Origin of the sequence: Limnohabitans radicicola, assembly GCF_014837235.1 — a bacterium.
GTDB lineage: Bacteria > Pseudomonadota > Gammaproteobacteria > Burkholderiales > Burkholderiaceae_C > Limnohabitans_A > Limnohabitans_A radicicola.
Map to the genome: position 1 here is coordinate 443,783 of NZ_JACYFT010000001.1, position 23,972 is coordinate 467,754.

Here is a 23,972-nt window from a genome sequence, read left to right on the forward strand (position 1 = left end):
CTATGCAACGCTTTTTGACCTTTCGCCACTGGCCGCGCCTGTCTCCTGAGCTGGCACGCTCCGAAGTGCTGGCAGGGCTGACGGTGGCACTGGTCATGGTGCCGCAGGCCGTGGCCTACGCAGGCCTGGCGGGCATGCCTTTGGTCACCGGGCTCTACACCTGCCTGTTGCCCGCTTTGCTGGCGGTGTTGTTTGGCAGTGCCTCAAGGCTGTCGGTGGGCCCGGCTGCACTGACTTGCGTGTTGATCGGCGCATCGCTGACCGGGCTGGCCGAGCCAGGCTCCACGCAGTGGGTGTCGCTCGCGGTGTGGCTGTCTTTGCTGTCGGGGGGTATCCAGTTGCTGCTGGGCCTGGGCAACTACGGCTGGCTCATCAACCTGGTCAGCTCGCCCGTGATGATGGGCTTCACCCAAGCGGCGTCGCTGCTGATCATGGCCTCTCAAGTACCCGCGTTGCTGGGCATCCCGGCCTGGCGTTGGGACATGTCCAGCTGGGGCACCTGGCTGACCGGCTGGCCCGCCCTGTTTGGTCTGGGCAGTCTGGCGGTGCTCTTGCTGCTGCGCCACTACCAACCGCGCTGGCCCGGCATCATGCTGGTCATGGGAGCCGCCTCGATGCTGGGCTATGCAAGTGACTACACGCAACACGGCAGCATTGTGGGCTTGCTGCCCTCGGGCTTGCCCGCGCTCTACTGGCCCGAGTGGCCAGGGCTGGATGTGCTCAACCAGCTGTGGGTGCCCGCCATGGTGATTGCGCTGGTGAGCTTTCTCGAGACAGCATCGAGCGCGCGCATCGAATGCCAGCGCGACGGCAAACGCTGGGACGACAGCACCGAACTCTTCAGCCAAGGCCTGGCCAAGCTGGCCTCGGCCTTGTCCGGCAGTTTTCCGACCAGCACCTCTTTTTCGCGCTCGGCGCTCATGCTCTACGCTGGCGCCCGTTCAGGCTGGGCGGTGGTGGCCTCGGTGGGCTTTGTGCTGCTCGCTCTGCTGGTGCTGATGCCCGCACTGCAATTCGTGCCACGCTCGGTCATGGCAGCTGCCGTCATCGTGGCGGTGCTCAATCTGTTTCAACCACGCCAGTTTCTCAAACTCTGGCGCATTGACCGTGTCGAGACCGCCACGGCCGCCGTGACTTTTGCCATCACACTGGCCACAGCGCCGCGCATCTACTGGGGCGTCATGGCAGGTGTGCTGCTGGGCCTGAGCCACTTTCTGCACACCCGGCTGCACCCCCGCATCATCGAAGTGGGCTTGCACCCCGACGGCAGTTTGCGTGACCGCCACCTGTGGCATCTGCCCCCGCTGGCCCCGCACCTGTTTGCCCTGCGCATGGACGCCGAACTCGACTTTGCAGCAGCCAGCAGCTTTGAACGCGCCATCACAGACCACCTGGCACAGCACCCCGACACGCAACACGTCTGCCTGTTCGCGCAACCCATCAACCGGATCGATGCCACAGGCGTCGAAACCTTTGGCCAACTGCAACGGCAACTGGCCAGTCGCGGCATCACGCTGCACATCAGTGGCATCAAACTGCCCGTCGAAAAGGCGCTGCAACGCGCAGGTGAGCTGCCCGACGTACCTGAACTCAAACTCTACCGCACCGATGCGGAAGCCTTGCAGGCGCTGAGGCAACTGGCACCGCTGCCGGACGACATCGGTGCTGCGTCCATCTGACGCCTGACAGCACTCGCCCTTGCGCACCCTGCGCACGGCTGTGTGGTCCAGCAGACGGTGCGATCCGCTGTGTTTTTCTAGACTGCCTTCTCCAGCCCCTGATGGCAAGACACGCCGCGCCATCGGCTTGGCACAACCCTTCCACGATGAAAGCCGCCTCATGAAAACACACACCGACCCCATGACCAAAGCCACCGACATCGGCAGCCACATCTCGGGCGCCTTGCACGAAGCGATGCGCGAGAACAGCCACGACCTTCACCGCGTGAGCGAACGGCTCGCCGACAGCATCAACAACCTGGCCAGCAAGAGCAAAGACGCTGCCTCAGACGTGCAGCACCGCCTCGAAAAAGAAGCGCAAAAGATGAGCGCCACTGCCGAGCATTACATCCAGAACGATCCCTTCAAATCGGTGCTGATCGCAGCAGGCGTTGGCGCCACGGCTGGCGCGCTGCTGAGCTGGTGGTTGGGTTCACGTTCGCGCTGATGCTCCAGATCCTGTTCAAACTGCTGCTGCGACCTGAACTCATCTCGATGCATGTTCAGGGCTATGCAGATTTGATTTCCGAAGAATCGAGCCTGCTTCTGCGCTATGTGAGAAACCAGGCGCTGCTCTGCGCCATCGGCGTTGGCAGTCTGGTGCTGGCCGTTCTCTGGGGCGGCGTTGCGCTGCTGCTGTGGAGTGCTTTGCCCGCCGTCGACCCCCATTTGGCCTGGGTGCTGTGGGCGTTTCCGCTGGCATGGGCCGTGGTGGCTGTGGGCTGCTGGTTGATCTACAGGGTCTTCGATCGGTCGGTCTTCTTTCCGCGAACACGTGAGCAAATTCAGCTCGACGTGCTGGCACTCAAACAAGCACGCAAAGCATGAGCCATGTCCATGAGCAACGCCTGGCGTTGTCACGCGGCTTGATCGTTGCGGCACTGCGCGAACCCACCTGGATGATGGTGGTGCAGCGCTGGCTGATGTGGCGCGTGCAGCGCCCCAGGAGCGACCCGATTGAACACCATGCGCTCAAGGTGCCGAATGCAGCCCGATCATGTTGCCCTCGCTATCGGTCACAAGGGCAATGGACCCGTAGGGGCCAATAGACGTTTTGGGTTTCACGATTTGCCCGCCAGCGGCTGCAGCCTTGGCGGCTTCATTTGCGCAATCGGCGCATGAAAAGTAGACCAACACACTGTTGCCACCAGGCTCAAAACCAGGCATGCGCACCAAGGCTCCGGCGGCGCCATAGCCTTCGTTGTTCATCTCAAAGACCAGCATCTCTGGCCCACCTTCGGCCTGCTGCGGCAAAGGGTACAAAGGCTGGCCGAACACCGTTTCGTAAAACGCCTGGGCACGGGGCATGTCGTGCACATAAATCTCGAACCAGCCTACGGGATTGCTCATCGGATGCGCCTCCTAAGCATCAGCCCGTGATGTCGGGCTCGACCAACAGCGCCAGCAACTGCAAGGACTCTTGCCAGCCCAGGCAGCACGCCTCGGGTGGGATCATGTCCGGAATGCCCGCCTGCTCGATGTTCACCTCCGTGCCCACCAGCACAGGTTTGAAGGTCACAGTGGTCACCATCTGCCCCGGCAGGTTCGGGTCATCGAAGGTGTCGGTGTGGCTCAAACGCTCGCCAGGCACCAGCTCCAGAAAGGTGCCACCAAAACTGTGGCTCTGCCCATTGCCCAGGTTGGTGAACGACATGCGGTAGCTGCCGCCTACACGGGCATCCATCTCGTGTACCCGGCCCGTGAAGCCGTGCGGTGGCAACCACTTGTTCATGGCATCCGGGTCAATGAAGGCACGAAAGACCCGCTCGGCGGGCGCACGAAAAACGCGCTGAAAACGGACGGTGTTGGGCATGGTCAATCCTTGAATCAATGTTATTGATTGTGACAGCCTGCAGGCTTGTGGATGAGTCCTTCAGGCCAGCATCCAATCGACCGCCGCCTGCGCATGCAAGGCCGTGGTGTCGAACAATGGCACGGTACTGTCGTTCGCATCCACCAGCAAACCAATTTCAGTGCAACCCAAAATGATGCCTTGAGCCCCTTGTTCAATCAGACAGTCCATCACACGGCGGTACGCATCACGTGAATCACCGTTCACCTGCCCCAGGCAAAGCTCTTGGTAAATGATGCGGTGCACCTCATCGCGATCGCTTGCCTCCGGCACCAGCACATCCAGACCCCATGTTTTTTGCAAGCGTGCTTTGTAAAAGTCCTGCTCCATCGTGAATCGCGTGCCCAGCAAGCCCACCCGCTGCAGCCCTGCCGATCGCACGGCCTGCGCTGTGGCGTCGGCAATGTGGATCAGTGGCAAATCAACTGCTGATTCGATGGCTTCAGCCACCTTGTGCATGGTGTTGGTGCACAGCACCAGACCTTGAGCGCCTGCTGCCTGCAGCGACTGTGCGGCCTGCGCCAGCATGTGCCCAGCCTCTGACCAGCGGCCTGCCGACTGCAGCTCTTCCACCTCGGCAAAGTCCAAGCTGTAGAGCACCAGTTTGGCCGAGTGCAAGCCACCCAAACGGGCCTTGATGCCTTCGTTGATGAGGCGGTAATAAGGCACGGTGGATTCCCAGCTCATGCCGCCGATCAGGCCCAGGGTTTTCATGTTCATCTGCCTTGTCTCTCGGCCGAATCCAGCCCATCAAAATGCCTCGCCGTTTTTGCGGAAGAAAGACCACTGTCCGTCCAGCTGGCGTCCCATCAGATCGGCTTCGGGGTACGTCGCCGTGTCGCCATCGGTGCGGTCACCGACTTCGAGCACCACCACCGGCTCAGACGACTCGTTACGCAGCTGGTGGGCGTTGCCCGATCCGGCCTTGAAGCCAGCACACATGCCAGGCGACAGCAAAGTCCGGCCCTCATCGGTCACCAGCGTGGGCGTGCCCGAGACAATGAAGATGAACTCATCCTGCAGGCTGTGCGCATGCCGCAACGACGATGCAGCGCCCGGTGCCAACGTGGTCAGGTTGACGCCGAAATTCGTCAGGCCAAAAAGATCACCCAAGGGGCGTTTTTCTCGCCCGGCCAGCAAGGGCTGCAGCATGGCCACGACTGCGGGCGGGTAGTTGGACGGTTTGGCGCGCAACGGTGCCTGTGCGGCCAGCAAAGCTGTAGCTGAAGTGCTCATGAGCGCTCTCCTTGAGGTGCCATGCCATAAGCCCGATCGACTTTGGCCACACGCACACTGAACTGACCATACCAGCGTTTGCGCCCTTGCTCACGGGCCAGGGTGTGTTCGGTATGCTGGCGCCAGCCTGCAATCGATTCTTCGCTGGACCAATAGGACACCGTGATGCCCATCCCGTCTGCACCGCGCACGCTTTCTACACCCAGAAAGCCCGGCTGCTGCTTCGCCAACGCCACCATGCGCTCGGCGGTATCGGCATAGCCATCGTCCCCGTCTGCGCTCTGGCGGGAGCGTTGGTTGGTGAAGATGACGGCGTAATACGGGGGTTCAGGGGTTTGGGCAAACATCGGGACTCCAATCAAATCAAGCAGCGATTCATGCGTCGTTCAGCCTCAAGAACACAGACATGCGATGCAGCTCATCGTCCAGGGCCGCAGCAAAGGCTTTGTCCTTGGGCGCTGTGCTCACAAAGCCCACGTCAGGTGTGAGCACGCCCGACTTGGCACTGACGTTGGCCCAGCCGATGACCTGATCGCGCCAGAGCAAGGGCATGGCGTAGTGGCCGCGCACCCGTTTGGCCGCGGGCGTATAGGCCTCAAACCGGTAGGCCCAGCCCCACAATTGCTCGAAGCGGCGGCGGTCCCACACCACCGGGTCAAAAGGCGCCAGCAAGCGCACTCTGTCCTCCACGCCGTGGCGACGCGAAGCGGGGTTTTCGTCCTTGGGCCAAAACCAAGTTGTCCCATCCACGTCTGCAGTGGGCAAGCGCAGGCGCGCACGCTGCAGCATGGCTTGGCGGTGCTGCCGCCACTGCGGTACACCGCCCGCCAGCAGCCCGACCAGCTGCCCCAGACTGGCTGCAGGCAATGGGGCGTACTTGGCCACGATCACATCCACCAATGCGTCCATGATGGCATTGGGGCCCAGCCCATTCGGTTCGTGCTCACGAACGGCATACAAACGTTGACCACTCTCGCGCCGCACCACACGCAGCAGACCCCGGTAATGCATGCCTTCGAGCAACTGGGTGCTGGCCTTGCTGTTGCCACCAAACCAGTTGACCACGCGGCCATGGTCAAAATGGGCGTCCACTTGCGCGGGCCGGACAACGCCTGCCTCACGCACAAAAGCCAACACCTCTTGCGCTTGCTTCATGCGCGCAGCCGACCACACGATGCGGGCCGTGCGCGGGTGCATCAGGTGGTGCAAATCACGCCGCACAAAACCGTAGTTGACGAAAAAATCTTCCTCAATGGGCATTTGAGGGTAACGCGACTCCAGGTCCCCGACCCGGTAGCCCGCGACACGGTGGCGCAGTGTCAGGTCTTGTGCACGGGCAGGCGCACGCAAGGGGTCGGCCTGCACAAAGCCCAGGCGCTGCAATGCCTTGGGCAAGGTGGTGGGCGCGAACAGGCTGCGCGCCACCGCATAGCGGCGCAGCTGGTCCAGAGTCAACACGGGGGATGCCATGGCCGCATCATGACGCAGACGTACCTCATGGGGCTGTTATTTTTTAGCCGCCATCCAATAAGCCACGATGGCATTGGCATGGCCATGTCCCATGCCGTGCTCGGTCTTGAGCCAGGCGACCATCTCCATGTGCTTCATGCCCTCGCATGCTTTGAGCAAGTCCAGCCAATGCGCGATGGGCTGACCGTACTTCTTTTCGATGGACGGGAAATACGAGGCGGGGCCTTTGGTTTTTTCGGGGGTGCTCATGGCGGGGTCTCCTTGTTCACACGGTTGCAGCAGCGATTGTCGCCACCAAATCCAACTCGACGGCAGCCCCCTTGGGCAACTGCAGCACGCCGACCGATGTGCGGGCATGCACCCCACGCGGCCCCAGCACGCGACACAGGACATCCGACGCACCATCGGCCACTTCGCTTTGCTGGGTGAACGAGGGTGCTGAGTGGACATAAACCGTGATGCGCAAGATGGACGAGATCGCGTCCAGACTGCCCGCCGTGCGCTGCAAAAACGCCAGCGCCCGCATGGCGCCAATGGCTGCGGCTTGCTGACCCTGTGGAACATCAAGAGCATCACCCACAGCGCCGACAAACAGCACTTCGTCACCCACTCGCGGGATCTGACCGCTCACAAACAACTGGTGACCATCACGCGTGACTGGCGTGTAGTTGCCGCCGATCTTGATCTCGCCACTGAAGTCGTGGCCGAGTTCCTGGGCCAGTTGCTGGAATCGTATGTCTGCGGTCATGGCATCAATGAACAATCAATTAGTTTTCATTATCACAGCCAATCCATGCGGCCTCTTGGTGATGCCGACTCTTCCTCATATACTGTACAAATATACAGTTAATCAAGCCATGCTCCGCTCCCTCTTCATCGACTTCAACAGCTACTTCGCCTCGGTCGAGCAGCAGCTCAACCCGGCCTTGCGTGGGCGGCCGGTGGGGGTCGTGCCGGTCATGGCCGATTCGTCGTGCTGCATTGCGGCAAGTTACGAGGCCAAGGCTTTTGGCGTGAAGACGGGCACGCGGGTGTCTGACGCCAAGCGGCTGTGCCCGGGCATTGCACTGATCCTGGCAGACCACGCCAAGTATGTGGAGGTGCACCAGCAGGCCGTGGCCGTGGTGGACCGGCTGGCACAAGTGCGGCAGGTGGTGAGCATTGACGAGATGGAGTGCGAGTTGACGGGCCGCTGGCGTGAACGTGATCGCGCTGTGGCACTGGCCCGGCAGATCAAGGCGGCGCTGCTGGCCGAGGTGGGCGAGTGCATGCGCACCTCCATTGGCATTGCGCCCAACACGCTCTTGGGCAAGCTGGCCTCTGACATGCACAAGCCCGATGGCTTGACGGTGATCGAGCTGCACGAGTTGCCCGAGCGGCTGTTTCACCTGAAGCTCTCGGCCCTGCAAGGCATTGGCCCGCGCATGCGTGAGCGGTTGTCGCGCTGCGGCATCGAGACGATGGAACAGCTTTATGCCGCGCCGCGTGATTTGCTGCACACGGCCTGGGGCGGCCTGGCGGGCTCTGACATGTACGACAGGCTGCGTGGCCAGTGGTACGGGCCGCGCACCACCACGTCGCGCTCGCTCGGGCATTCGCATGTGTTGCCGCCCGATTTGCGTCACCCCGAGGGGGCACGACAGGTGCTGCACCGCCTGACGCAGAAGGCCGCCATGCGGCTGCGCAAGCAGGGCTTTTACACCACGGCCATGCAGGTGTTTGTGCGCTGCGACCACCGCTGGCAGCGCGAGTCGGGCGGTGAGCGCTACGCTCATATGGGCGAGACGCAAGACACGGGCTTTTTGTTGCACACCCTGGACCAGCTGTGGTTCAGCGGCCTGCACCTGCTGCAAGGCCCCAAAGCGGTGGGCGTGCAGCTGTGCGGTCTGGTGCTGGCGAGTCAGCACACACCCGATTTGTTTGACGCGCTCGAAGACGCACAGGCGCCGTCTGCGCAGACGAAACAAAACCACGAAGCCCAACGCGACCGGGCACGCTTGATGTCGGCCATGGACGCGCTCAACCGCACTTATGGCAAAAACGCGGTGTACTTTGCCAGCGCACACCATGCGCTGGATACCGCCCCCATGCGGATCGCGTTCAACCGCATCCCGGATCTGGAGACCGAACGCTGACGTAGGAGCGGCGCCCTCGCCGCGATAGGGCCCTGGCAAACCGCAAGCATTCGCCGCGAGGGCGCGGCTCCCACAGAATCCCAGTTGGCGAGAAACTCAAGCCGTCACGATCCAGCCTTCGAGCGGGTCGCACGGTGGCAAGCCGTATTGCGGGTGCCCGGCTTCGTGCTGTTGCTGCGCCCAGGCAGCCTGCAGCAGGCACAGGGTGGCATCCAGTGCATCGCCGCTCGCATCATCGGCCAAGCAGCCCAGCAGCGCGTTGCTGGCCACCAGACGCAGGCCCAGACGGGTTTGACCGCGCTCCAAAGCACTCAGCAGTTCACGCCGGGCCAGCAAGCGCTCAGGCGTTTGCTTGGCCTTGTCGTCGCTTTTGTAGCTGGTGTTGCCCAGCACCTCGCGTGCGAGCAGGCCGGGGTAGGCCTCCAACGCCACACGGCGCACATCGCCCGCACACAGGCCAGGCAGATGCACCCCCGCCTGGCGCAGCAAGGGCACGCCTGCGTGCAGCATGTAGGCCACAGGCGGGTTGACCCATTTCATGGACGGACTGGAGCCTGCAGGTTGGTCGGCCGCGCGGTGGGCGAATTTGCCGCCCACCGGGCGGGCGTTGCAAAACGCCGCAAACTGCTCGCGAATCTGAGGACGCTCCAGGGCGCAGTAATGGTCCATGCAAGCGGCCCAGTCGGTAGGCCAGCCCAGGGTCTCCACCAGCTCACGCGGCAGGCCAAAGGGCAAATCAAAGCCGCCCACCCAGTCGGCAGGCTGCGCCAGCCACTCGCCAAACGCATTGAGCGTTTCAAAAGTCAGCAGGGCCTGCAGCTGCACCCTGCCCTGTCGGGCTTGGCCCAGCGCCAGCACGATGGGTTTGCGTTTGCTGGGGCTGCTAGAGAAGTCGCAGCCGATCAAGGAAGGAGACATTCCGAGGTGTTTCATGGCCACTCAGCCCATGCCCAAAGCCATGACGCCTGCGGCGATCAGCGCCGCGCCTGCGATGCGCGGGCCACGGTCTTTTTCGCCCAGCAGATGGCCGCCCAGCAAGGCCGCAAACAGCATGGACACTTCGCGCGCCGGAGCCACATGCGACAGCGGTGCCACCTGCAGGGCATACAGCACCAGCACATACGACACAGGGCTGAAAATGCCCACAACCAGGGCATACCGCCGCTGCTGCTGCCACAGCGCCCACACGGTCGGGCGATCACGCAGCAAGGTGGGCAACAAGAAAACCAGACGCACCCAATTGCCAAAATAATCCACCAGAATGGGCGACATCAGCGCGACCTTGACGGCGTAGCCATCGACCACGGTGTAGCTGGCAATGAACAGGCCCGTGATACCGCCATAAAAAATACCGATGCGCACCCGCGCTTGCTGGTGCGGGTCGTGCGCGGCTTTCCACAGGCCAGGGCCACCCGCGATCAGGAAAACGCCCCCGACCACGCCCAGAATGCCCGCCAGGCCGAGCGCCGAAATCTGTTCCCCCAACAAGACAATGGCCACCATGGACGAGAGCAGCGGCCCAGATCCCCGCGCCAGCGGATAGACCACCGTCAGGTCGGCTTGGCGGTAGCCACGCAACAGCACGATGAAATAGCCTATGTGCAGCAAGGCACTGGCCAGCACCAAAGCCCATTCCCGCACACCCCAGGCGGGCACTTGCTGCCAACCGACCCACAGCCCCACCGGCGCCCAAAACACCATCAGCACCACCGAAGTGAAAGCGACAAAGCGCACATCGCCCCCTGCCTTTTTGGCAGCGATGTTCCAGCAGGCATGGATGAAACCGGCCAAAACAACCAGGGCAAGCGCGCTCAGGGGCATGGACGTGAAAAAGCCCCTTGCGGGGCTTGGGGGTGAGGGCTGTTTAAGCCCGACCGATGATGGAGGCGGTGGCCATCAGCTCTTCGAGCAGGGCCAGTGACACTTTGCCCGACACGTTGTAGGGATCGAGTTCGGCACGCTCGGAGTACTTGAGCAGGATGTTGGTGTTCACGCGTGAAGCGTCCACCTGGCCCATGGTCCAGCCACCAAAACGGCGCTCAGTGATTTCTTCGTAATGCAGCAAGACCACGTCCTTGTGGCGCGGGTCTTTCTGGATGTGGCCGTACAGATCGCTCACGGCGTTGCGCCCGCCTTCAATGGCTTGCAAAAAGATGCCCCCGCCGTAGCACAGGATGCCCGTGATCCCGCTGGTCGGGTTGAACTGGCGCGACTGGTTGAGGATGGATTCGATCGTTTCCGCACGTGTGTCCACAGCGCGGCTGGCGTAAAGCAGGCGTACCAACATGGTCAGTTCTTTCCAGGAATCAGTGACAGGAATTCTCGGCGCAGGTTCGGGTCCTTGAGGAAGGCACCGCGCATGACCGAGTTGATCATCTTGCTGTCCATGTCCTTGACGCCACGCCAACCCATGCAGTAATGGCTCGCCTCCATGACGATGGCCAGGCCGTCAGGCTGGGTCTTGCGCTGGATCAGGTCGGCCAGTTGCACCACGGCCTCTTCCTGGATCTGGGGTCGGCCCATGATCCATTCGGCCAGGCGAGCGTATTTGGACAAGCCGATCACATTAGTGTGCTCGTTGGGCAGCACGCCGATCCAGATCTTGCCGATCACGGGACAAAAGTGGTGGCTGCAGGCACTGCGCACGGTGATGGGGCCGACGATCATCAACTCGTTGAGGTGCTCGGCGTTGGGAAATTCGGTGATCTCGGGGCCTTCCACATAGCGGCCCTTGAACACCTCCTTGAGGTACATCTTGGCCACGCGGCGGGCGGTGTCGCCCGTGTTGTGGTCGTTGACGGTGTCAATGACCAGGCTGTCGAGCACGCCCTCCATCTTGGTGGTGACTTCGTCCAGCAGCTTGTCCAGCTCGCCGGGCTCGATGAATTCGGCAATGTTGTCGTTGGCGTGGAAGCGTTTGCGGGCCGCGTGGATGCGCTCGCGGATCTTGACGGAGACAGGAACGCCATCGTCTTCGGGTGTGGCAGCAGAAGCAGTCATGGCGTCTGGGGCTTTCATTAACATCCAGCCATCGTACCAGCGAACGGCGCCCCGCCTGAAAGTGAGGTTTTACGGCTGCCGGGATTCAGTAACGCAAGCCACTGATGAACAGCATCAGGCGCATCAGACCAAAGGCGATGCGGTCCCGCAGGCGCTGGTGCCAGGGGCGACTGAGGTAGGTCGCCGCATCAATCGGTGTACTTTGTTCTTCCATGGCCTGCACCAGGCGGCGGTGCAGCTGCACGGCAAAGGTGCGGTCGGCCACCACCACATTGGCCTCACGGGCCAGCAACAGGCTCAGCGGGTCCAGGTTCGAAGACCCCACCGTGGCCCAGGGGCGGTCGCTGTCCGGGTCAATCACCGCCACTTTGGCGTGCAAAAAACTGGCGGTGTACTCGTGGATCTCGACCCCGGAGGCCAGCAACGCGCCATACACCGGGCGCACCGCGTGGTACTGCATGAAGTATTCGTAACGCCCCTGCAGCAGCAGCCGCACCCGCACACCGCGCCGGGCGGCGTGGATCAGTGCCGCACGCACGCGCCGCCCCGGCAGAAAGTAGGCATTGGCGATCACGATCTCACGCCGCGCCATGCCAATGGCCTTGAGGTAAGCCCGCTCGATCTGGCTGCGGTGGCGCACATTGTCACGCAGCAGCAGGCCCGCCCGGGCCTTGATCTGGTCGGGCTCGGCTGTCCCGTCCTCGTGCGTCCAGGGCAGATGCAGGCCTGCCGCACGAAAGGAGCTGAAGGCCTCCGGGAAATTGTGCTGGCGCACATGGCGCACCGCCTGCAGTCGCCACCACAGCTGGGTCATCGTTTCCTGCACCTGCTGCACCAACGCACCTCGTGCCTGCACCGCAAAGTCCAGGCGGGGGTGAGACAAGGTGCCGTGATGGGGGTCGTACCAGTCGTCCAGGATGTTGATGCCCCCGCAAAACGCCTGCTGACCGTCCACCACGCAGAGCTTACGGTGCAGACGACGCCAGCGGCTGGGGATCAACAACCCCAAGGCGCCCAGGGGTGAATACACGCGGCAGCTCACCCCGGCACGTTCAAAGCGCAAGGCCCACTCGGCAGGCAAACGCCCGGTGCCCACGCCGTCGACCACCAGCCACACACGCACACCGCGCAGGGCAGCGCGCTCCAGCGCCTCGGCCACGGCAGCGGCGGCGCCATGGAAGTCAAAAATATAGGTTTCCAGCTGCACCTGCGAGCGGGCGCGGTCCACTGCCGTAATCACCGCCTGGAAATACGCCTCCCCCCCGTCGATCAAGCGGATCTGGTGCCCATCGCGCAAAGGTGCGGTGTGGCGCATGCTCAGGCCTTCAAAGCGAACTCGGCCACCAGCGGCAAGTGGTCCGACATGCGCCGCCAGATACGCCCACTGGGCACCATGGCCCCCAGGGGCTGCAGCCCGCGCACATACACATGGTCCAGCTGGTTCAGAGGCAAGCGTGAGGGGTACGTGGGCGTGGGCTGCTCCCGCCACTCCTGAAAGCCCGCCAAGCCCATGCGCTGGCCCAAGCCCGTGCCCCAGTCGTTGAAATCGCCGGCCACCAGCACAGGGGCATCGGCAGGGATTTCGCGTGCGATGTAGCGCAGCAGCTGCTCGGTCTGGCGCACGCGGCTGGCAGGCACCAGGCCCAAGTGCACCACCACCGCATGCACATCCCGGCCCATGAGATGGACCTGTGCATGCAACAGACCGCGCTGCTCAAAGCGGTGGTCCGACATGTCCTCGTGCTGGTGCGACAACACAGGCCAGCGCGAGAGCAAGGCGTTGCCGTGCTCGCCGTGCCGGGTGATGGCGTTGGTGCGGTAGACCGACTCGTAGCCCTCGGGCGCCAAAAATTCGGCCTGCGGCAACTCGGGCCAGTGGGCAAAGCGCCGCTGCTCGCGTCGATTCACAAAACGCACCTCTTGCAGGCACACTAGGTCCGCATCGAGCTGCTCCACCGCATGCCCAATGTTATGGATTTCAAGCCGCCGCACGGGCCCCAGGCCCTGCACCCCTTTATGGATGTTCCAGGTCACCACGCGCAAGATGTCGGGCGAGTGGCTCATGCGGGGCGACCTGCAAAACGGGGCAGCATCAGGATGGCCTCGGCATTAGACGCCGAAAAGCACACATCGGCCGCCGCGTGCCACGGCAGCCATTGCAGCTCGGTGTGTTCGGCCGGGTTGAGCTTGACCGGGGTGCCGTGCGGGACACGCAAACCAAACACGCGCTCGGTGTTGCGGCTCACCTCGGGCGCATAGCGCCAGCGCCAGGCCGGATAAATGTCGTAAATGTTTTCCAGCTGCCAGTCCTGCAGCAAGCACTGCGGGTGGCTGGCGTCGATGCCGGTTTCTTCAAGCACCTCGCGCCTGGCCGTCTCGTGCCAGTCTTCGGTCTCAAAGTCCTTGCTGCCCGTGACCGACTGCCAGGTGCCCGCATCGGTGCGTCGGATCAGAAGCACGTCGTGCGCCGGGGTATGGATCACCACGAGCACGGATTGCGGGATTTTGTAGATGGGGGAAATCACCATGCCATTCTAGGCAAGCTGGGCTCAGCAGCCATTGCACCAGATCGACTTACGGTCAATGCGAGCCAACACACTGAAGCGCCGACAGGCGCAGGCTAAGGTGCGTGCGACTGACTCAGGAGCACCTCATGCACAAACACCCATGGTTCGGACTGATCCTCATGCTGATGGCCAGCACCCACGCCTTGGCCAACCTCAAGCTGGTCGAGGAAAAGCAATGCCTGCAGTGCCATGCTGTGGACAAGCCCTCGATTGGCCCGTCATTCAAACGCATCGCTTACCGATGGAGCGGCAACCCGAATGCTGAAAAAATGCTGCTCTCCACCATCCAGAACGGCACCCGTGAAGGCGGTGGGCAACACTGGAGTGAAACCACCTCGATGCCCAACGGGTGGGAACGCCCCGTGGTCAGCAATGCCGAGGCCAAAGCCATTTACCGCTGGATCATGGGGCTTTGATGGCACACCCGGCAGCCCCCGGTCCAGATCACAAGGGCAGCGAAGCCTTGACGCCGACCATGCTGTTGCGCGGCAGGCCCGGCTCAAAGAACTGCGCGCTGGCCTGGTTGACGATGAGCGAGCCGACGTAACGGCGGTTGAACAGATTGTCGATGCCTGCATAGACCTCAACCCGGCCCGGGCCGACCTGATAACGCTGGCGCAGCTTGGCGTTGAGCAGCCCGTAGCCCGCTGCGCTGGCCGTCAGGTCATTGGCATCGCTGGCCCAGATGCGTGAGCGGGCCACCCAGTCGAGCGAAGCCTGCAGACCCAGAGGCGCCTTGGCACCAAAGCCTTGCGCCGCCCATTGCACCGATGCAAACAGCTGCTGCTCGGGGATGCCCGGCATGGCCTTGCCAGCGGCCACGGTTTTGTTGGTGTAGTTGGAACCCGTCTTGGCGGTGGTGGTGAAGGCGCTGTCGTAAGTGGCCTCCAGCCAGGTGGCCGACAGTTGCGCACGCCACTGCTCGGCCAGCTTGGCGCGCCAGGACAGCTCCACCCCCTGGCGCAGCGTCTGCGCGGCATTGGTGTAAGCGGTCTTGCCCGCGTCGGACAGGGACGTCACGATCTCACGCTCGGTCTGGATGTGGAACACTGCGGCATCCAGGCGCATGTCGCGCGTGGGTGTCCACTTGATGCCGACCTCTTTGTGCTGGCTTTGCGAGGCCAGCAGATTGGGGTTGAACTGCCCCACCACCGAGCGGGTGTTGCCCGTACCGGTCACAGCGTAGGCGGCTTCGGCCAGCGTGGGAGTTTCAAAACCACGGCCCCAGTTGGCGTAGACGTTGAGTTGCTCGCTGGCGTGCCAGGTGGCACCCAGCACCGGGCTGGTGGTGGTGAAGTTCACCGAACCGGAACCGTTGGGGTCTAAGGCAGTGACCGGTATGTCGTCGCGGCTCTTGAGGTCCACACTGCTGCGGCGCACGCCTGCGGTCAGGGTCCAGGGCGAGCCTGCTAGGTTGGACAGGTGCCAGTTGAGCTGCGCGAACAGGTCGCGGTTGCTGGCTTCGTTGTATTCGTTGCGGGTGATGGCACCGGTTTTTTCTCCGGCAGCGGTGGCGCCGCCCTGGCGCTGCTCGCCCGACTGGTCGGCATCCACACCCAGCACCCAGTCGATTTTGTTGCCCGCATCGGTGCGCGTTTTGCCATTGAGCTGCAAGCCGAGACCTTTGAACTCACGCGCCAAACCAACCCAGGTGCCGGCTGTGGCGCTGCTGGCCTGGTATTGCAGGTTGTCGCGTGTGCCTGTGTAGGCACGCGCTTGCAAGCGCAGGTCATCGCTGAAACGGTGTTCGAGCACGGCACCCAGCTGGTTTTGCGAGACGATTTTGCGCGTTCGGTTGGCCAGCGCGTTGGTGCCCGCCTGTTGGGGATCTGCGGCGAGTTGTGCGGCGGTCAGGCCCAGGGGGTCCATGGCGTAGGGCATGTCGAAGGCGTTGGCGACCACTTTGAGGCGGGTGCCCTCTTGCAGATCGGCGGTGAGCACGCTGTTGAATTGCTTGCGCTCGGCCCCGCTGCCCGCGCGGTACCCGTCGGTGTGGAAGGTACTGTAGTCGGCCACGATGCCCACACGGCCTGTGCGCCCGCTGGCTTGCCAGTCGGTGCGGCGCAAGCCGTAGCTGCCCAGGGTGACTTGCGCGTCAGCCTGCGGCTGCGCGCCTGCTTCGCGTGTGGTGGACTGGATCACGCCGCCCGCCGAATTGCCGTACAACTGCGCCAATGGTCCCGTGAGCACTTCGATGCGCTCGGCCGAAGTCAAGCTCACGGTAGAGGCTTGGCCTTGCCCGTCGGGAATGGTGGCGGGAATGCCATCGGTGATCAGGCGAATGCCGCGCAAGCCAAAGGGGGCACGTGCGCCAAAGCCACGGATGGAGATTTGCACGTCCTGTGCGTAGTTGTTACGGTTGAGCGCCACCACGCCCGGCACCTGGCTCAGGGCCTCGGACAGGTTGACCTGCGGGCCAGCGTTGCGGATGGCCTCGCCATCGATCACCGACACCGAAGCTGGGGCGTCCAGTTGGCGCTGCAGCATGCGCCCGCTTTGGACCATGACTTCATCGGCGTTTTGGGCGTGCGCCGTGGCGCTCAGCAAACCCAGAACACCACTCCAATACAAACGGGTTTTCACATGCAACTTTCAGGTATTCGGTGCACCCGTGGACCGCATGTTGGCGGTCGTCTGGAGGCAATTGACTCGGATGATGTGGCAGATTACAGGGATCGTTGCCGTGTTTCAGCCTCCAGGTGACACGCCCTTGTCACAAAGGTGGTTTTCCAAAGGGCACGCTAACATGAGGGCATGTTCAAACACGCCCATTTCAAAGCCCACACAGCCCTCTTTTTGCAGGCCACTGGCCTGACAGGCGGACCTGGCGCAGCACCCTTGTTCTCGGGGCTGGACCTTCAAATTCCCACAGGCCTCACCGCCGTGACGGGCGACGAAGGGACGGGCAAGACCAGCTTGCTGAGGCTGCTGTCTGGCGACTTGTCCGCCCACTCTGGCACCCGACCCGCCACAGATGCCTTGTGGCTCAACCTGGCGCTGCCCGAGCACGACGAAGCCACGCCCGAGCAAGTCTGGTCAGCGCTGCAACAACAATGCCCCCGCTGGAGCACCGAGTTGCAGCAGGATGTGACCGAAGCCTTGAGCCTGCAGGTGCATCTGGGCAAGAAGCTGTTCATGCTGTCCACGGGCAGCCGCCGCAAGGTGGGCCTGGTTGCGCTGCTGGCCTCTGGCGCCACCCTCACTTGCCTGGACCAGCCTTATGTGTCGCTCGATCAGGGGTCGATCCAGGTGGTGCGTGGCTTTTTGAACGACATGGCCGATCACCCGACGCGGGCCTGGCTGGTGGCGGACTACGAAGCTGATCCGGATCTGGATTGGAGCAGTTGCATCACTCTGGGCTGAAGCGCAGACACCATGAAAAACGCCACCCGGAGGTGGCGTTTTGGTGTCAGTCAGAAGTCGCTCAAGCGGCCTTGACAGCATCCGGATTGCGCAAACGGATGTGCAGCTCGCGCAGCTGTTTTTCGTCCACAGGCGAAGGCGCCTGGGTCAGCAAGCACTGGGCGCGCTGGGTCTTGGGGAAAGCGATCACGTCGCGGATCGACTCGGCCTTGGTCATCAAGGTCACGATGCGGTCCAGGCCGAAGGCCAGGCCACCGTGCGGAGGCGCGCCGTATTGCAGGGCATCCAGCAGGAAGCCAAACTTGAGCTGCGCTTCTTCGGGCGTGATCTTGAGGGCGTCAAACACTTTTTGCTGCACGTCTGCGCGGTGGATACGGACCGAGCCACCGCCCATTTCCCAACCGTTCAGGACCATGTCGTAGCCTTGCGAGATGCACTTCTCGGGGGCGGTGACCATCCAGTCCTCGTGACCGGCTTTGGGCGCCGTGAAGGGGTGGTGCACAGCGGTGTAGCGCTGGCTTTCCTCGTCGTATTCGAACATGGGGAAATCCACCACCCACATCGGTGCCCAACGGTCTTCGAACAGACCGTTGGCCTTGCCGAAGGCGCTGTGACCGATCTTGATGCGCAGCGCGCCGATGGCGTCGTTGACCACCTTGGCCTTGTCGGCACCAAAGAAGATCAGGTCGCCGTTTTGGGCACCCGAGCGCTCCAGCACCGCATTCAAGGCCGCGTCGTGGATGTTCTTGACGATGGGTGACTGCAGACCGTCACGGCCTTTGGAGAGATCGTTGACGCGGATGTAGGCCAGGCCCTTGGCACCGTAGATCTTGACGAACTCGGTGTAGGCGTCGATCTCGCCACGGCTGATGCCGCCGCCTTCGACCGAACCATTGGGCACGCGCAGGGCCACCACACGTCCGCCCTTCATGTTGGCAGCGCCTGAGAACACCTTGAAGTCCACATCGGCCATGACGTCGGTGACCTCGGTGAACTGGAGCTTGACGCGCAAGTCGGGCTTGTCGGAGCCGTACAGGTGCATGGCGTCCTGGTAGGTCATGATCGGGAACTCGCCCAGGTCCACGCCAATGGTGTTCTTGAACACACGCTTGATCATGCCCTGGAACATCTCGCGGATGTCTTCTTCGGTCAGGAACGAGGTTTCGATATCGATCTGGGTGAATTCGGGCTGGCGGTCAGCGCGCAGGTCTTCGTCGCGGAAGCACTTGGTGATCTGGTAGTAACGGTCGTAGCCCGCCACCATCAAGAGCTGCTTGAACAGCTGGGGCGACTGCGGCAACGCGAAGAACTGGCCATCGTGCACGCGGCTGGGGACCAGGTAGTCACGGGCACCTTCGGGCGTGCTCTTGGTGAGCATCGGCGTTTCGATGTCGATGAAGCCGTTTTCGTCGAGGTACTTGCGCACTTCCATCGCCACCTTGTAGCGCAGCATGAGGTTGTTTTGCATGTAGGGGCGACGCAGGTCCAGCACGCGGTGCGTGAGGCGGGTCGTCTCGGACAGGTTTTCGTCGTCCAGCAGGAAAGGAGGCGTCACGGACGGGTTGAGCACCGTCATCTCGTGGCACAGCACCTCGATTTTGCCGCTCTTGAGGTTGTCGTTCGTAGTGCCGTCAGGGCGTGCACGCACCAAGCCCGTGATCTGGACGCAGAACTCGTTGCGCAGGTCTTCGGCCACCTTGAAGGTCTCGGCACGGTCAGGATCGCACACCACCTGCACATAACCCTCGCGGTCACGCAGATCGACAAAGATCACACCACCGTGGTCACGGCGACGGTTGACCCAGCCGCACAAGGTCACGGTTTGGCCCATCAGGGCTTCGGTCACCAGACCGCAATAGTGGGTACGCATGGAGGACATGTTTGTCGCTTTCTATGTCGAGAATCGGCGGCACTTGTGCCACCGACAGTTTCACAAATTTTCAGAAACAGCTTTCGCTGCGGGCAAGGTGTCAGGCCCACCGGGCACCACCACCCCCATCGAGATGATGTATTTAAGGGCGTCGTCGACCGACATGTCGAGCTCGATCACGTCGGCCTTGGGCATCATCAAAAAGAAGCCCGATGTCGGGTTGGGTGTGGTGGGCACGTAAACGCTGACCATGGGCTGCGGAAAGTGCTGGGCCACTTCACCGCCGGGGGTTCCGGTCAAAAAGGCGATGGTCCAGGCACCCTGGCGGGGGTACTGCACCAGCAGGGCTTTGGAAAACGCATTGCCGCTGCCCGAAAACAGCGTGTCGGCCACCTGCTTGACGCTGGTGTAGATGGAACGCACCACCGGGATGCGGTTCATCAGGTTGTCCCACTGACGCAACCACCACTGGCCAAAGATGTTGGCCACAAAGACACCCGTGGCAAAAATCACGATGGCCACAAGGATCACGCCCAAGCCCGGCACGCCGCGCAACACCTCGGCCAGGGTATGCATGCCCGGGATCAGGGCGTCGGCCGCGTACAAAACGGCCAGGAAGATGCTATCGAGCAAGCCCACCAGCCACATCAGGACCCAGACCGTGATGCCCATGGGCAGCCACACCAGCAGACCGGTGATGAAGTACTGTTTGAAGCTGCGTTGTTTCATGGGGGCAATCAAAAGTGGCCGATCAGACCATCAATGGCAGGCACAGGAAGCACCACAGCCCCCTGCAGCATCGGACGAAGCAGAAGCCTCGGCGGCAGGAGACGACGATTCGGTGGCCGGGGCAGAGGCCGCCGCAGCACCCGTGACACCGCCGCCGCCCTTGAAGTCGGTGGCGTACCAACCCGAACCCTTGAGCTGGAAGCCCGGGGCGCTCAGCTGCTTGCTGAACTTGGGCGCTCCACAGGCCGGGCAATCGGTCAGAGGGGCGTCGGAGATCTTTTGCAAGACATCCTTGGCATGTCCGCAGGACTCACACTTGTAGGCGTAAATGGGCATGTTGAGGGCTCTTGAAACGTCGTAAATACAAAACCTTCAATTATAGGCGGGGGCCGCCCTTTCAAGCCCCGGCTGCTGGGCTCAGGCCTCGCCAGCCAATTTGTGGTGCGAGGCATGCTGGTTGCGAATGGCCTGGGGACCCAAAGAGCCGATCAGCATGCCCGACAGACTGGCCAGAACACCCGCCAGCTGGGCCGGGAACTGCTCGCCCGCCGGGGTGAGCATAAACAGCAGCCAGGTCAGCAGGCCCAGCACGATGGCGAACAAGGCCCCCTGTGTGGTCGCCCGGGGCCAGTACAGCCCGAAAGCCAAGGGCACGAAAGCCCCGACCAGGGTGACCTGGTAGGCGCCCGACACCATTTCGTAGATTGAGGTGCCCTGCATGGCGATGGCATACGCCAGCACCACAGCGCTGAACACCAGCACAGTGACCCGCATGGCCCGCAGCTCCTGCTTGTCAGACTGGTGGGGGTGGAACTGGCGCCAGATGTTCTCGGTAAAAGTCACGCTGGGCGCCAGCAGGGTGGCCGAGGCGCAGGACTTGATGGCCGAGAGCAAGGCCCCAAAAAACAGCACCTGCATGATGAAAGGCATTTTTTGCATCACCAAGGTGGGCAGAACTTTTTGCGGGTCTTCGGCGATCAGTTGCGCGGCCTGCTCGGGCATGATGATCATGGCGCTGACCACCAGGAACATGGGCACAAAGGCGAACAGGATGTAAAACACCCCGCCAATGACCGGGCCACGGGTGGCCGCAAATTCGCTGTTGGCCGACATCACGCGCTGAAACACGTCCTGCTGCGGGATCGAGCCGAGCATGATGGTGATGGCGGCAGCAAGGAAGAACACGATGTCATGGAAGTTGGGCTCAGGCCAGAACTTGAACATGTCCTGGCTCACGGCCAGCGCCAGCACCTTGTCGGCCCCACCCGCCTGGTGCCCCGCAAACACCGCCAGGACGGCCAGCCCGACGACCAGGATGATCATCTGGATGAAGTCGGTGATGGCCACCGACCACATGCCACCAAACAAGGTGTAGGCCAGGATGGACACCACCCCGATGGCCATGCCCACAGGCATGCTGACCACACCGTCAGACAACACATTGAACACCAGCCCCAGCGCCGTGACCTGCGCCGACACCCAGCCCAGGTAGCTGACCATGATGATGAGCGAGCAGATGACCTCGACGCTGCGGCCATAGCGCTCGCGGAAATAGTCGCTGATGGTCAGCAGGCTCATGCGGTAGAGCTTGGCCGCAAAGAACAAACCCACCAGAATCAGGCAGCTGCCCGCACCAAACGGGTCTTCAACCACGCTGCCCAGGCCGTTGTTGACGAACTTGGCCGGGATGCCCAGCACCGTCTCCGAGCCGAACCAGGTGGCAAAGGTGGTGGTGATGATCATGCTGATCGGCAGATGCCGACCGGCAATCGCGAAGTCAGCCGAGTTGTTGACCCGCTTGGCCGCGACCAGACCGATCGCGATGGTCACCAGCAGGTAGGCAATCACAAGGGTGAGCAGCATGGCAGTTCTTCAGCTCCAAAATCAAAGGTACAGCTGCACATGGGCCCACATTTGCAGCAAGAGCAAGCTCAGCACAAAGCCCATGGCCAGGTACAGCAGGATCTGCAGCAGGCTGTTGGTGCGCCGCTGTTCAGCGAGCAACAAGTCCAGTTGCTTGCGGTCGTTGTGCTGCGGGTGCTTGAGGTAATCGTTCAACAGGCGCGGCAATTGAGGCAGCAGCTTGGCGTACTGCGGCGCTTGCGCCTTGAGTTCTTCCCACAGTTTTTTGGGCCCGATCTGGTCCAGCATCCATTTTTCGAGGAAAGGCTTGGCCGTGCTCCACAAGTCCAGCTCGGGGTCGAGCTGGCGACCCAGCCCTTCGATGTTGAGCAAGGTCTTTTGCAGCAGCACCAGCTGCGGCTGGATCTCGACATGAAAACGGCGCGAGGTCTGGAACAGGCGCATCAGCACCATGCCCAACGAAATTTCTTTGAGCGGGCGGTCAAAGTAAGGCTCGCACACGGCGCGGATGGCCGCTTCAAGTTCATCGACCCGCGTGTCGGCAGGCACCCAACCCGACTCAATGTGCAGCTCGGCCACACGCTTGTAATCGCGGCGGAAGAAAGCCGTGAAGTTTTGCGCCAGGTATTCCTTGTCAAATTCGGTCAGCGTGCCGACGATGCCAAAGTCCAAGGAGATGTAGCGGCCAAAAGTGTCGGGTGCGAGGCTGACCTGGATGTTGCCCGGGTGCATGTCGGCATGGAAAAAGCCATCGCGAAACACCTGCGTGAAAAACAGGGTCACACCATCGCGCGCCAGCTTGGGGATGTCCACACCCGCTTCGCGCAGGCGGTCCACATGGCTGATGGGCACGCCGTGCATGCGCTCCATCACCAGCACTTCGTTGTGGCAGTAATCCCAGATCATCTCGGGGATCAGCACCAGATCGAGCCCTTCCATGTTGCGGCGCAGTTGCGCGGCATTCGACGCTTCGCGCACCAGGTCCAGCTCGTCGTTGAGATATTTGTCGAACTCGGCCACCACCTCGCGAGGTTTGAGGCGCTTGCCGTCGGCGCTCAGGTTCTCGACCCAGCCGGCCATCATGCGCATGAGGCTGAGGTCTTTCTGGATCACGGGCAGCATGCCCGGGCGCAGCACCTTGACGGCCACTTCGCGCAACTGGCCCGATTTGCTGCGCAAGGTGGCAAAGTGCACCTGTGCGATGGAGGCACTGGCCACCGGCTGGCGGTCAAAGCTTTCAAAAATGGTGTCCACCGGTTGGCGAAATGCCCGCTCGATGGTCGCCACGGCCACCTCCGAACTGAATGGCGGCACGCGGTCCTGCAGCTTGGCCAACTCATCGGCAATGTCTGGCGGCAGCAGGTCGCGCCGGGTGGAGAGCACTTGGCCGAACTTCACAAAAATCGGACCCAGGCGTTCCAGCGCTTCGCGCAGACGCACCGCACGGGGCGACCTCAGGTCGCGCCCCACCGACAAGATGCGGGCCAGCAGGCGGATCCAGGGCTTTTGAAAGCTGGAGAGCACCAATTCGTCCAGGCCGTAGCGCAGGACGATGAAGACGATGAAAGCCCCCCGGCCCAGGCGGCTCATACGGCAGCACCCACCGACGTACCCGGGGCGCGCTGCGCCACAAAACTGCGCAAGGCCTCCATGGCTTTGCGGGCAAATTGCGCCAGGGTGTGCGCGGGCGCATCGCCCACCAGTCGGGCCAGGTCTTCCTCGGCATCCCAACGGACATGGTCGATCAGCCAGTTGATTTCGGCGGCCAGCTGCACATCGCCTTCGATGCGGACTTTGGGTTTGTCTCCGCGTGCCAATGCCGCAACAATGTCCAGCGGCGAGTCCTGGGTGGCCGTCAGGCGCAGATCAAAACCCTCAAACGCCGCACGCTCCAGCAGCCCTGCGGCTGTGGGTTGCAGTTGCAACTTCATGGCTTGCCAGACGATTTCGATGCGTTGGCCTTTTTGGCGAGCCAGGCGCTGACAGGCCTCAGGCTCGCTCATCAACACGTGGTTGAGGAAGAGCACCAAGCGGTTGAGGGTCTCATCCACCACCCAGGCGGGAGGCTGAAAATGGACCGCCATCTGCGGCAGAGCCTGAGCGGCCCAAGAAAAAGGGGACTGTGTTGCCATAGTCCCCGATTATTCCCGAAAGCAGCGCCCACACGGG

Annotated in this window: 28 protein-coding genes; 6 read left to right on the forward strand and 22 right to left on the reverse strand. The window is 62.4% G+C overall.

What is annotated here, in order from left to right:
• Window positions 1-2 precede the first annotated feature (2 nt).
• The 3 genes from IC609_RS02210 to IC609_RS02220 all read left to right on the forward strand — a co-directional run bounded on the left by IC609_RS02210 (window position 3) and on the right by IC609_RS02220 (window position 2,546).
• A complete protein-coding gene (locus tag IC609_RS02210; protein WP_408610987.1) occupies window positions 3-1,679 on the forward strand; it encodes a SulP family inorganic anion transporter in 1,677 nt (558 codons plus the stop codon).
• 160 nt (window positions 1,680-1,839) lie between these two features.
• On the forward strand, window positions 1,840-2,166 hold the full coding sequence (locus tag IC609_RS02215) for a glycine zipper domain-containing protein (RefSeq protein WP_191817814.1): 327 nt from the start codon (window positions 1,840-1,842) through the stop codon (window positions 2,164-2,166).
• Window positions 2,166-2,546 carry a hypothetical protein gene (locus tag IC609_RS02220; protein WP_191817815.1) on the forward strand — a complete coding sequence of 127 codons (381 nt, stop codon included), beginning with the start codon at window positions 2,166-2,168 and terminating at the stop codon, window positions 2,544-2,546. The genes IC609_RS02215 and IC609_RS02220 overlap by 1 nt, the downstream gene beginning before the upstream one ends.
• Before the next feature lie 144 nt (window positions 2,547-2,690).
• Here IC609_RS02220 and IC609_RS02225 read toward each other — a convergent pair whose 3' ends face one another.
• From IC609_RS02225 to IC609_RS02260, 8 genes are read right to left on the reverse strand one after another with little or no spacing between them, the layout of a single operon-like run.
• Window positions 2,691-3,068 (reverse strand): VOC family protein, encoded by a 378-nt coding sequence (locus tag IC609_RS02225; protein ID WP_191817816.1) that lies wholly within the window; start codon window positions 3,066-3,068, stop codon window positions 2,691-2,693.
• A 19-nt stretch (window positions 3,069-3,087) separates the two neighbouring features.
• Entirely contained in the window at window positions 3,088-3,531 is a 444-nt protein-coding gene (locus IC609_RS02230; RefSeq protein ID WP_191817817.1) for an SRPBCC family protein, read from the reverse strand.
• A 60-nt stretch (window positions 3,532-3,591) separates the two neighbouring features.
• Window positions 3,592-4,284, reverse strand: coding sequence for an aspartate/glutamate racemase family protein (locus IC609_RS02235; protein ID WP_191818878.1), 693 nt, complete (start codon window positions 4,282-4,284; stop codon window positions 3,592-3,594).
• A gap of 36 nt (window positions 4,285-4,320) precedes the next feature.
• Window positions 4,321-4,806, reverse strand: coding sequence for a cupin domain-containing protein (locus tag IC609_RS02240; RefSeq protein WP_191817818.1), 486 nt, complete (start codon window positions 4,804-4,806; stop codon window positions 4,321-4,323).
• Complete coding sequence (locus tag IC609_RS02245) at window positions 4,803-5,153, reverse strand: antibiotic biosynthesis monooxygenase family protein (RefSeq protein WP_191817819.1); 351 nt, start codon at window positions 5,151-5,153, stop codon at window positions 4,803-4,805. The genes IC609_RS02240 and IC609_RS02245 overlap by 4 nt, the downstream gene beginning before the upstream one ends.
• Before the next feature lie 28 nt (window positions 5,154-5,181).
• Window positions 5,182-6,276 carry a DNA glycosylase AlkZ-like family protein gene (locus IC609_RS02250; protein WP_191817820.1) on the reverse strand — a complete coding sequence of 365 codons (1,095 nt, stop codon included), beginning with the start codon at window positions 6,274-6,276 and terminating at the stop codon, window positions 5,182-5,184.
• A 36-nt stretch (window positions 6,277-6,312) separates the two neighbouring features.
• Window positions 6,313-6,525: a DUF4287 domain-containing protein gene (locus IC609_RS02255; protein WP_191817821.1), complete on the reverse strand. Its 213-nt coding sequence runs from the start codon at window positions 6,523-6,525 to the stop codon at window positions 6,313-6,315.
• Window positions 6,526-6,541: 16 nt separating this feature from the next.
• Window positions 6,542-7,024 (reverse strand): RidA family protein, encoded by a 483-nt coding sequence (locus tag IC609_RS02260; protein ID WP_191817822.1) that lies wholly within the window; start codon window positions 7,022-7,024, stop codon window positions 6,542-6,544.
• Between the two features lie 109 nt (window positions 7,025-7,133).
• Between IC609_RS02260 and IC609_RS02265 the strand changes: the two genes are divergently transcribed.
• Entirely contained in the window at window positions 7,134-8,411 is a 1,278-nt protein-coding gene (locus IC609_RS02265) for a Y-family DNA polymerase (protein ID WP_191817823.1), read from the forward strand.
• A 96-nt stretch (window positions 8,412-8,507) separates the two neighbouring features.
• On the opposite strand, the gene IC609_RS02270 is transcribed toward IC609_RS02265, so the two are convergent.
• The 7 genes from IC609_RS02270 to nudB all read right to left on the reverse strand — a co-directional run bounded on the left by IC609_RS02270 (window position 8,508) and on the right by nudB (window position 13,939).
• Window positions 8,508-9,344: a DUF429 domain-containing protein gene (locus IC609_RS02270; protein ID WP_191817824.1), complete on the reverse strand. Its 837-nt coding sequence runs from the start codon at window positions 9,342-9,344 to the stop codon at window positions 8,508-8,510.
• Between the two features lie 6 nt (window positions 9,345-9,350).
• The gene (locus IC609_RS02275; RefSeq protein ID WP_191817825.1) at window positions 9,351-10,232 is read right to left on the reverse strand and encodes a DMT family transporter; all 882 of its coding nucleotides are present in this window, start codon (window positions 10,230-10,232) and stop codon (window positions 9,351-9,353) included.
• Between the two features lie 43 nt (window positions 10,233-10,275).
• Window positions 10,276-10,698, reverse strand: a complete 423-nt coding sequence (locus tag IC609_RS02280; RefSeq protein ID WP_191817826.1) for a BLUF domain-containing protein — start codon at window positions 10,696-10,698, stop codon at window positions 10,276-10,278.
• 2 nt (window positions 10,699-10,700) lie between these two features.
• On the reverse strand, window positions 10,701-11,429 hold the full coding sequence (gene folE / locus IC609_RS02285) for a GTP cyclohydrolase I (RefSeq protein ID WP_191818880.1): 729 nt from the start codon (window positions 11,427-11,429) through the stop codon (window positions 10,701-10,703).
• A 67-nt stretch (window positions 11,430-11,496) separates the two neighbouring features.
• Window positions 11,497-12,726, reverse strand: a complete 1,230-nt coding sequence (clsB, locus tag IC609_RS02290) for a cardiolipin synthase ClsB (protein ID WP_191817827.1) — start codon at window positions 12,724-12,726, stop codon at window positions 11,497-11,499.
• A gap of 2 nt (window positions 12,727-12,728) precedes the next feature.
• On the reverse strand, window positions 12,729-13,475 hold the full coding sequence (locus IC609_RS02295) for an endonuclease/exonuclease/phosphatase family protein (protein WP_191817828.1): 747 nt from the start codon (window positions 13,473-13,475) through the stop codon (window positions 12,729-12,731).
• Window positions 13,472-13,939 carry a dihydroneopterin triphosphate diphosphatase gene (gene nudB / locus IC609_RS02300; protein ID WP_191817829.1) on the reverse strand — a complete coding sequence of 156 codons (468 nt, stop codon included), beginning with the start codon at window positions 13,937-13,939 and terminating at the stop codon, window positions 13,472-13,474. Before nudB ends, IC609_RS02295 begins: the two co-directional genes overlap by 4 nt.
• A gap of 125 nt (window positions 13,940-14,064) precedes the next feature.
• On the opposite strand from nudB, the gene IC609_RS02305 reads away from it, so the two are divergent.
• Entirely contained in the window at window positions 14,065-14,394 is a 330-nt protein-coding gene (locus tag IC609_RS02305; protein ID WP_191817830.1) for a c-type cytochrome, read from the forward strand.
• A gap of 28 nt (window positions 14,395-14,422) precedes the next feature.
• Here the strand turns inward: IC609_RS02305 and IC609_RS02310 are convergent, their stop codons facing one another.
• Entirely contained in the window at window positions 14,423-16,561 is a 2,139-nt protein-coding gene (locus IC609_RS02310; protein ID WP_191817831.1) for a TonB-dependent receptor family protein, read from the reverse strand.
• Window positions 16,562-16,732: 171 nt separating this feature from the next.
• Between IC609_RS02310 and IC609_RS02315 the strand changes: the two genes are divergently transcribed.
• Complete coding sequence (locus tag IC609_RS02315; protein ID WP_191817832.1) at window positions 16,733-17,341, forward strand: ABC transporter ATP-binding protein; 609 nt, start codon at window positions 16,733-16,735, stop codon at window positions 17,339-17,341.
• 61 nt (window positions 17,342-17,402) lie between these two features.
• On the opposite strand, the gene aspS is transcribed toward IC609_RS02315, so the two are convergent.
• The 6 genes from aspS to IC609_RS02345 form a co-directional block, all read right to left on the reverse strand.
• Window positions 17,403-19,220, reverse strand: coding sequence for an aspartate--tRNA ligase (gene aspS / locus IC609_RS02320; RefSeq protein WP_191817833.1), 1,818 nt, complete (start codon window positions 19,218-19,220; stop codon window positions 17,403-17,405).
• A gap of 51 nt (window positions 19,221-19,271) precedes the next feature.
• On the reverse strand, window positions 19,272-19,940 hold the full coding sequence (locus tag IC609_RS02325; protein ID WP_191817834.1) for a DUF502 domain-containing protein: 669 nt from the start codon (window positions 19,938-19,940) through the stop codon (window positions 19,272-19,274).
• A gap of 30 nt (window positions 19,941-19,970) precedes the next feature.
• Entirely contained in the window at window positions 19,971-20,276 is a 306-nt protein-coding gene (locus tag IC609_RS02330) for an FmdB family zinc ribbon protein (protein WP_191817835.1), read from the reverse strand.
• Window positions 20,277-20,357: 81 nt separating this feature from the next.
• Window positions 20,358-21,803: a sodium:solute symporter family protein gene (locus IC609_RS02335; RefSeq protein ID WP_191817836.1), complete on the reverse strand. Its 1,446-nt coding sequence runs from the start codon at window positions 21,801-21,803 to the stop codon at window positions 20,358-20,360.
• Window positions 21,804-21,824: 21 nt separating this feature from the next.
• Complete coding sequence (gene ubiB, locus IC609_RS02340; RefSeq protein WP_191817837.1) at window positions 21,825-23,393, reverse strand: ubiquinone biosynthesis regulatory protein kinase UbiB; 1,569 nt, start codon at window positions 23,391-23,393, stop codon at window positions 21,825-21,827.
• Window positions 23,390-23,887 carry a hypothetical protein gene (locus IC609_RS02345; RefSeq protein WP_225223960.1) on the reverse strand — a complete coding sequence of 166 codons (498 nt, stop codon included), beginning with the start codon at window positions 23,885-23,887 and terminating at the stop codon, window positions 23,390-23,392. The genes ubiB and IC609_RS02345 overlap by 4 nt, the downstream gene beginning before the upstream one ends.
• Window positions 23,888-23,972: the final 85 nt, after the last annotated feature.

Coding starts and splice junctions, on each gene's coding strand:
- IC609_RS02210 (WP_408610987.1), top strand. CDS start 3: ATGCAACGCTTTTTGACCTTTCGCCACTGGCCGCGCCTGTCTCCTGAG.
- IC609_RS02215 (WP_191817814.1), top strand. CDS start 1,840: ATGAAAACACACACCGACCCCATGACCAAAGCCACCGACATCGGCAGC.
- IC609_RS02220 (WP_191817815.1), top strand. CDS start 2,166: ATGCTCCAGATCCTGTTCAAACTGCTGCTGCGACCTGAACTCATCTCG.
- IC609_RS02225 (WP_191817816.1), bottom strand. CDS start 3,068: ATGAGCAATCCCGTAGGCTGGTTCGAGATTTATGTGCACGACATGCCC.
- IC609_RS02230 (WP_191817817.1), bottom strand. CDS start 3,531: ATGCCCAACACCGTCCGTTTTCAGCGCGTTTTTCGTGCGCCCGCCGAG.
- IC609_RS02235 (WP_191818878.1), bottom strand. CDS start 4,284: ATGAAAACCCTGGGCCTGATCGGCGGCATGAGCTGGGAATCCACCGTG.
- IC609_RS02240 (WP_191817818.1), bottom strand. CDS start 4,806: ATGAGCACTTCAGCTACAGCTTTGCTGGCCGCACAGGCACCGTTGCGC.
- IC609_RS02245 (WP_191817819.1), bottom strand. CDS start 5,153: ATGTTTGCCCAAACCCCTGAACCCCCGTATTACGCCGTCATCTTCACC.
- IC609_RS02250 (WP_191817820.1), bottom strand. CDS start 6,276: ATGGCATCCCCCGTGTTGACTCTGGACCAGCTGCGCCGCTATGCGGTG.
- IC609_RS02255 (WP_191817821.1), bottom strand. CDS start 6,525: ATGAGCACCCCCGAAAAAACCAAAGGCCCCGCCTCGTATTTCCCGTCC.
- IC609_RS02260 (WP_191817822.1), bottom strand. CDS start 7,024: ATGACCGCAGACATACGATTCCAGCAACTGGCCCAGGAACTCGGCCAC.
- IC609_RS02265 (WP_191817823.1), top strand. CDS start 7,134: ATGCTCCGCTCCCTCTTCATCGACTTCAACAGCTACTTCGCCTCGGTC.
- IC609_RS02270 (WP_191817824.1), bottom strand. CDS start 9,344: ATGAAACACCTCGGAATGTCTCCTTCCTTGATCGGCTGCGACTTCTCT.
- IC609_RS02275 (WP_191817825.1), bottom strand. CDS start 10,232: ATGCCCCTGAGCGCGCTTGCCCTGGTTGTTTTGGCCGGTTTCATCCAT.
- IC609_RS02280 (WP_191817826.1), bottom strand. CDS start 10,698: ATGTTGGTACGCCTGCTTTACGCCAGCCGCGCTGTGGACACACGTGCG.
- folE (WP_191818880.1), bottom strand. CDS start 11,429: ATGAAAGCCCCAGACGCCATGACTGCTTCTGCTGCCACACCCGAAGAC.
- clsB (WP_191817827.1), bottom strand. CDS start 12,726: ATGCGCCACACCGCACCTTTGCGCGATGGGCACCAGATCCGCTTGATC.
- IC609_RS02295 (WP_191817828.1), bottom strand. CDS start 13,475: ATGAGCCACTCGCCCGACATCTTGCGCGTGGTGACCTGGAACATCCAT.
- nudB (WP_191817829.1), bottom strand. CDS start 13,939: ATGGTGATTTCCCCCATCTACAAAATCCCGCAATCCGTGCTCGTGGTG.
- IC609_RS02305 (WP_191817830.1), top strand. CDS start 14,065: ATGCACAAACACCCATGGTTCGGACTGATCCTCATGCTGATGGCCAGC.
- IC609_RS02315 (WP_191817832.1), top strand. CDS start 16,733: ATGTTCAAACACGCCCATTTCAAAGCCCACACAGCCCTCTTTTTGCAG.
- aspS (WP_191817833.1), bottom strand. CDS start 19,220: ATGTCCTCCATGCGTACCCACTATTGCGGTCTGGTGACCGAAGCCCTG.
- IC609_RS02325 (WP_191817834.1), bottom strand. CDS start 19,940: ATGAAACAACGCAGCTTCAAACAGTACTTCATCACCGGTCTGCTGGTG.
- IC609_RS02330 (WP_191817835.1), bottom strand. CDS start 20,276: ATGCCCATTTACGCCTACAAGTGTGAGTCCTGCGGACATGCCAAGGAT.
- IC609_RS02335 (WP_191817836.1), bottom strand. CDS start 21,803: ATGCTGCTCACCCTTGTGATTGCCTACCTGCTGGTGACCATCGCGATC.
- ubiB (WP_191817837.1), bottom strand. CDS start 23,393: ATGAGCCGCCTGGGCCGGGGGGCTTTCATCGTCTTCATCGTCCTGCGC.
- IC609_RS02345 (WP_225223960.1), bottom strand. CDS start 23,887: ATGGCGGTCCATTTTCAGCCTCCCGCCTGGGTGGTGGATGAGACCCTC.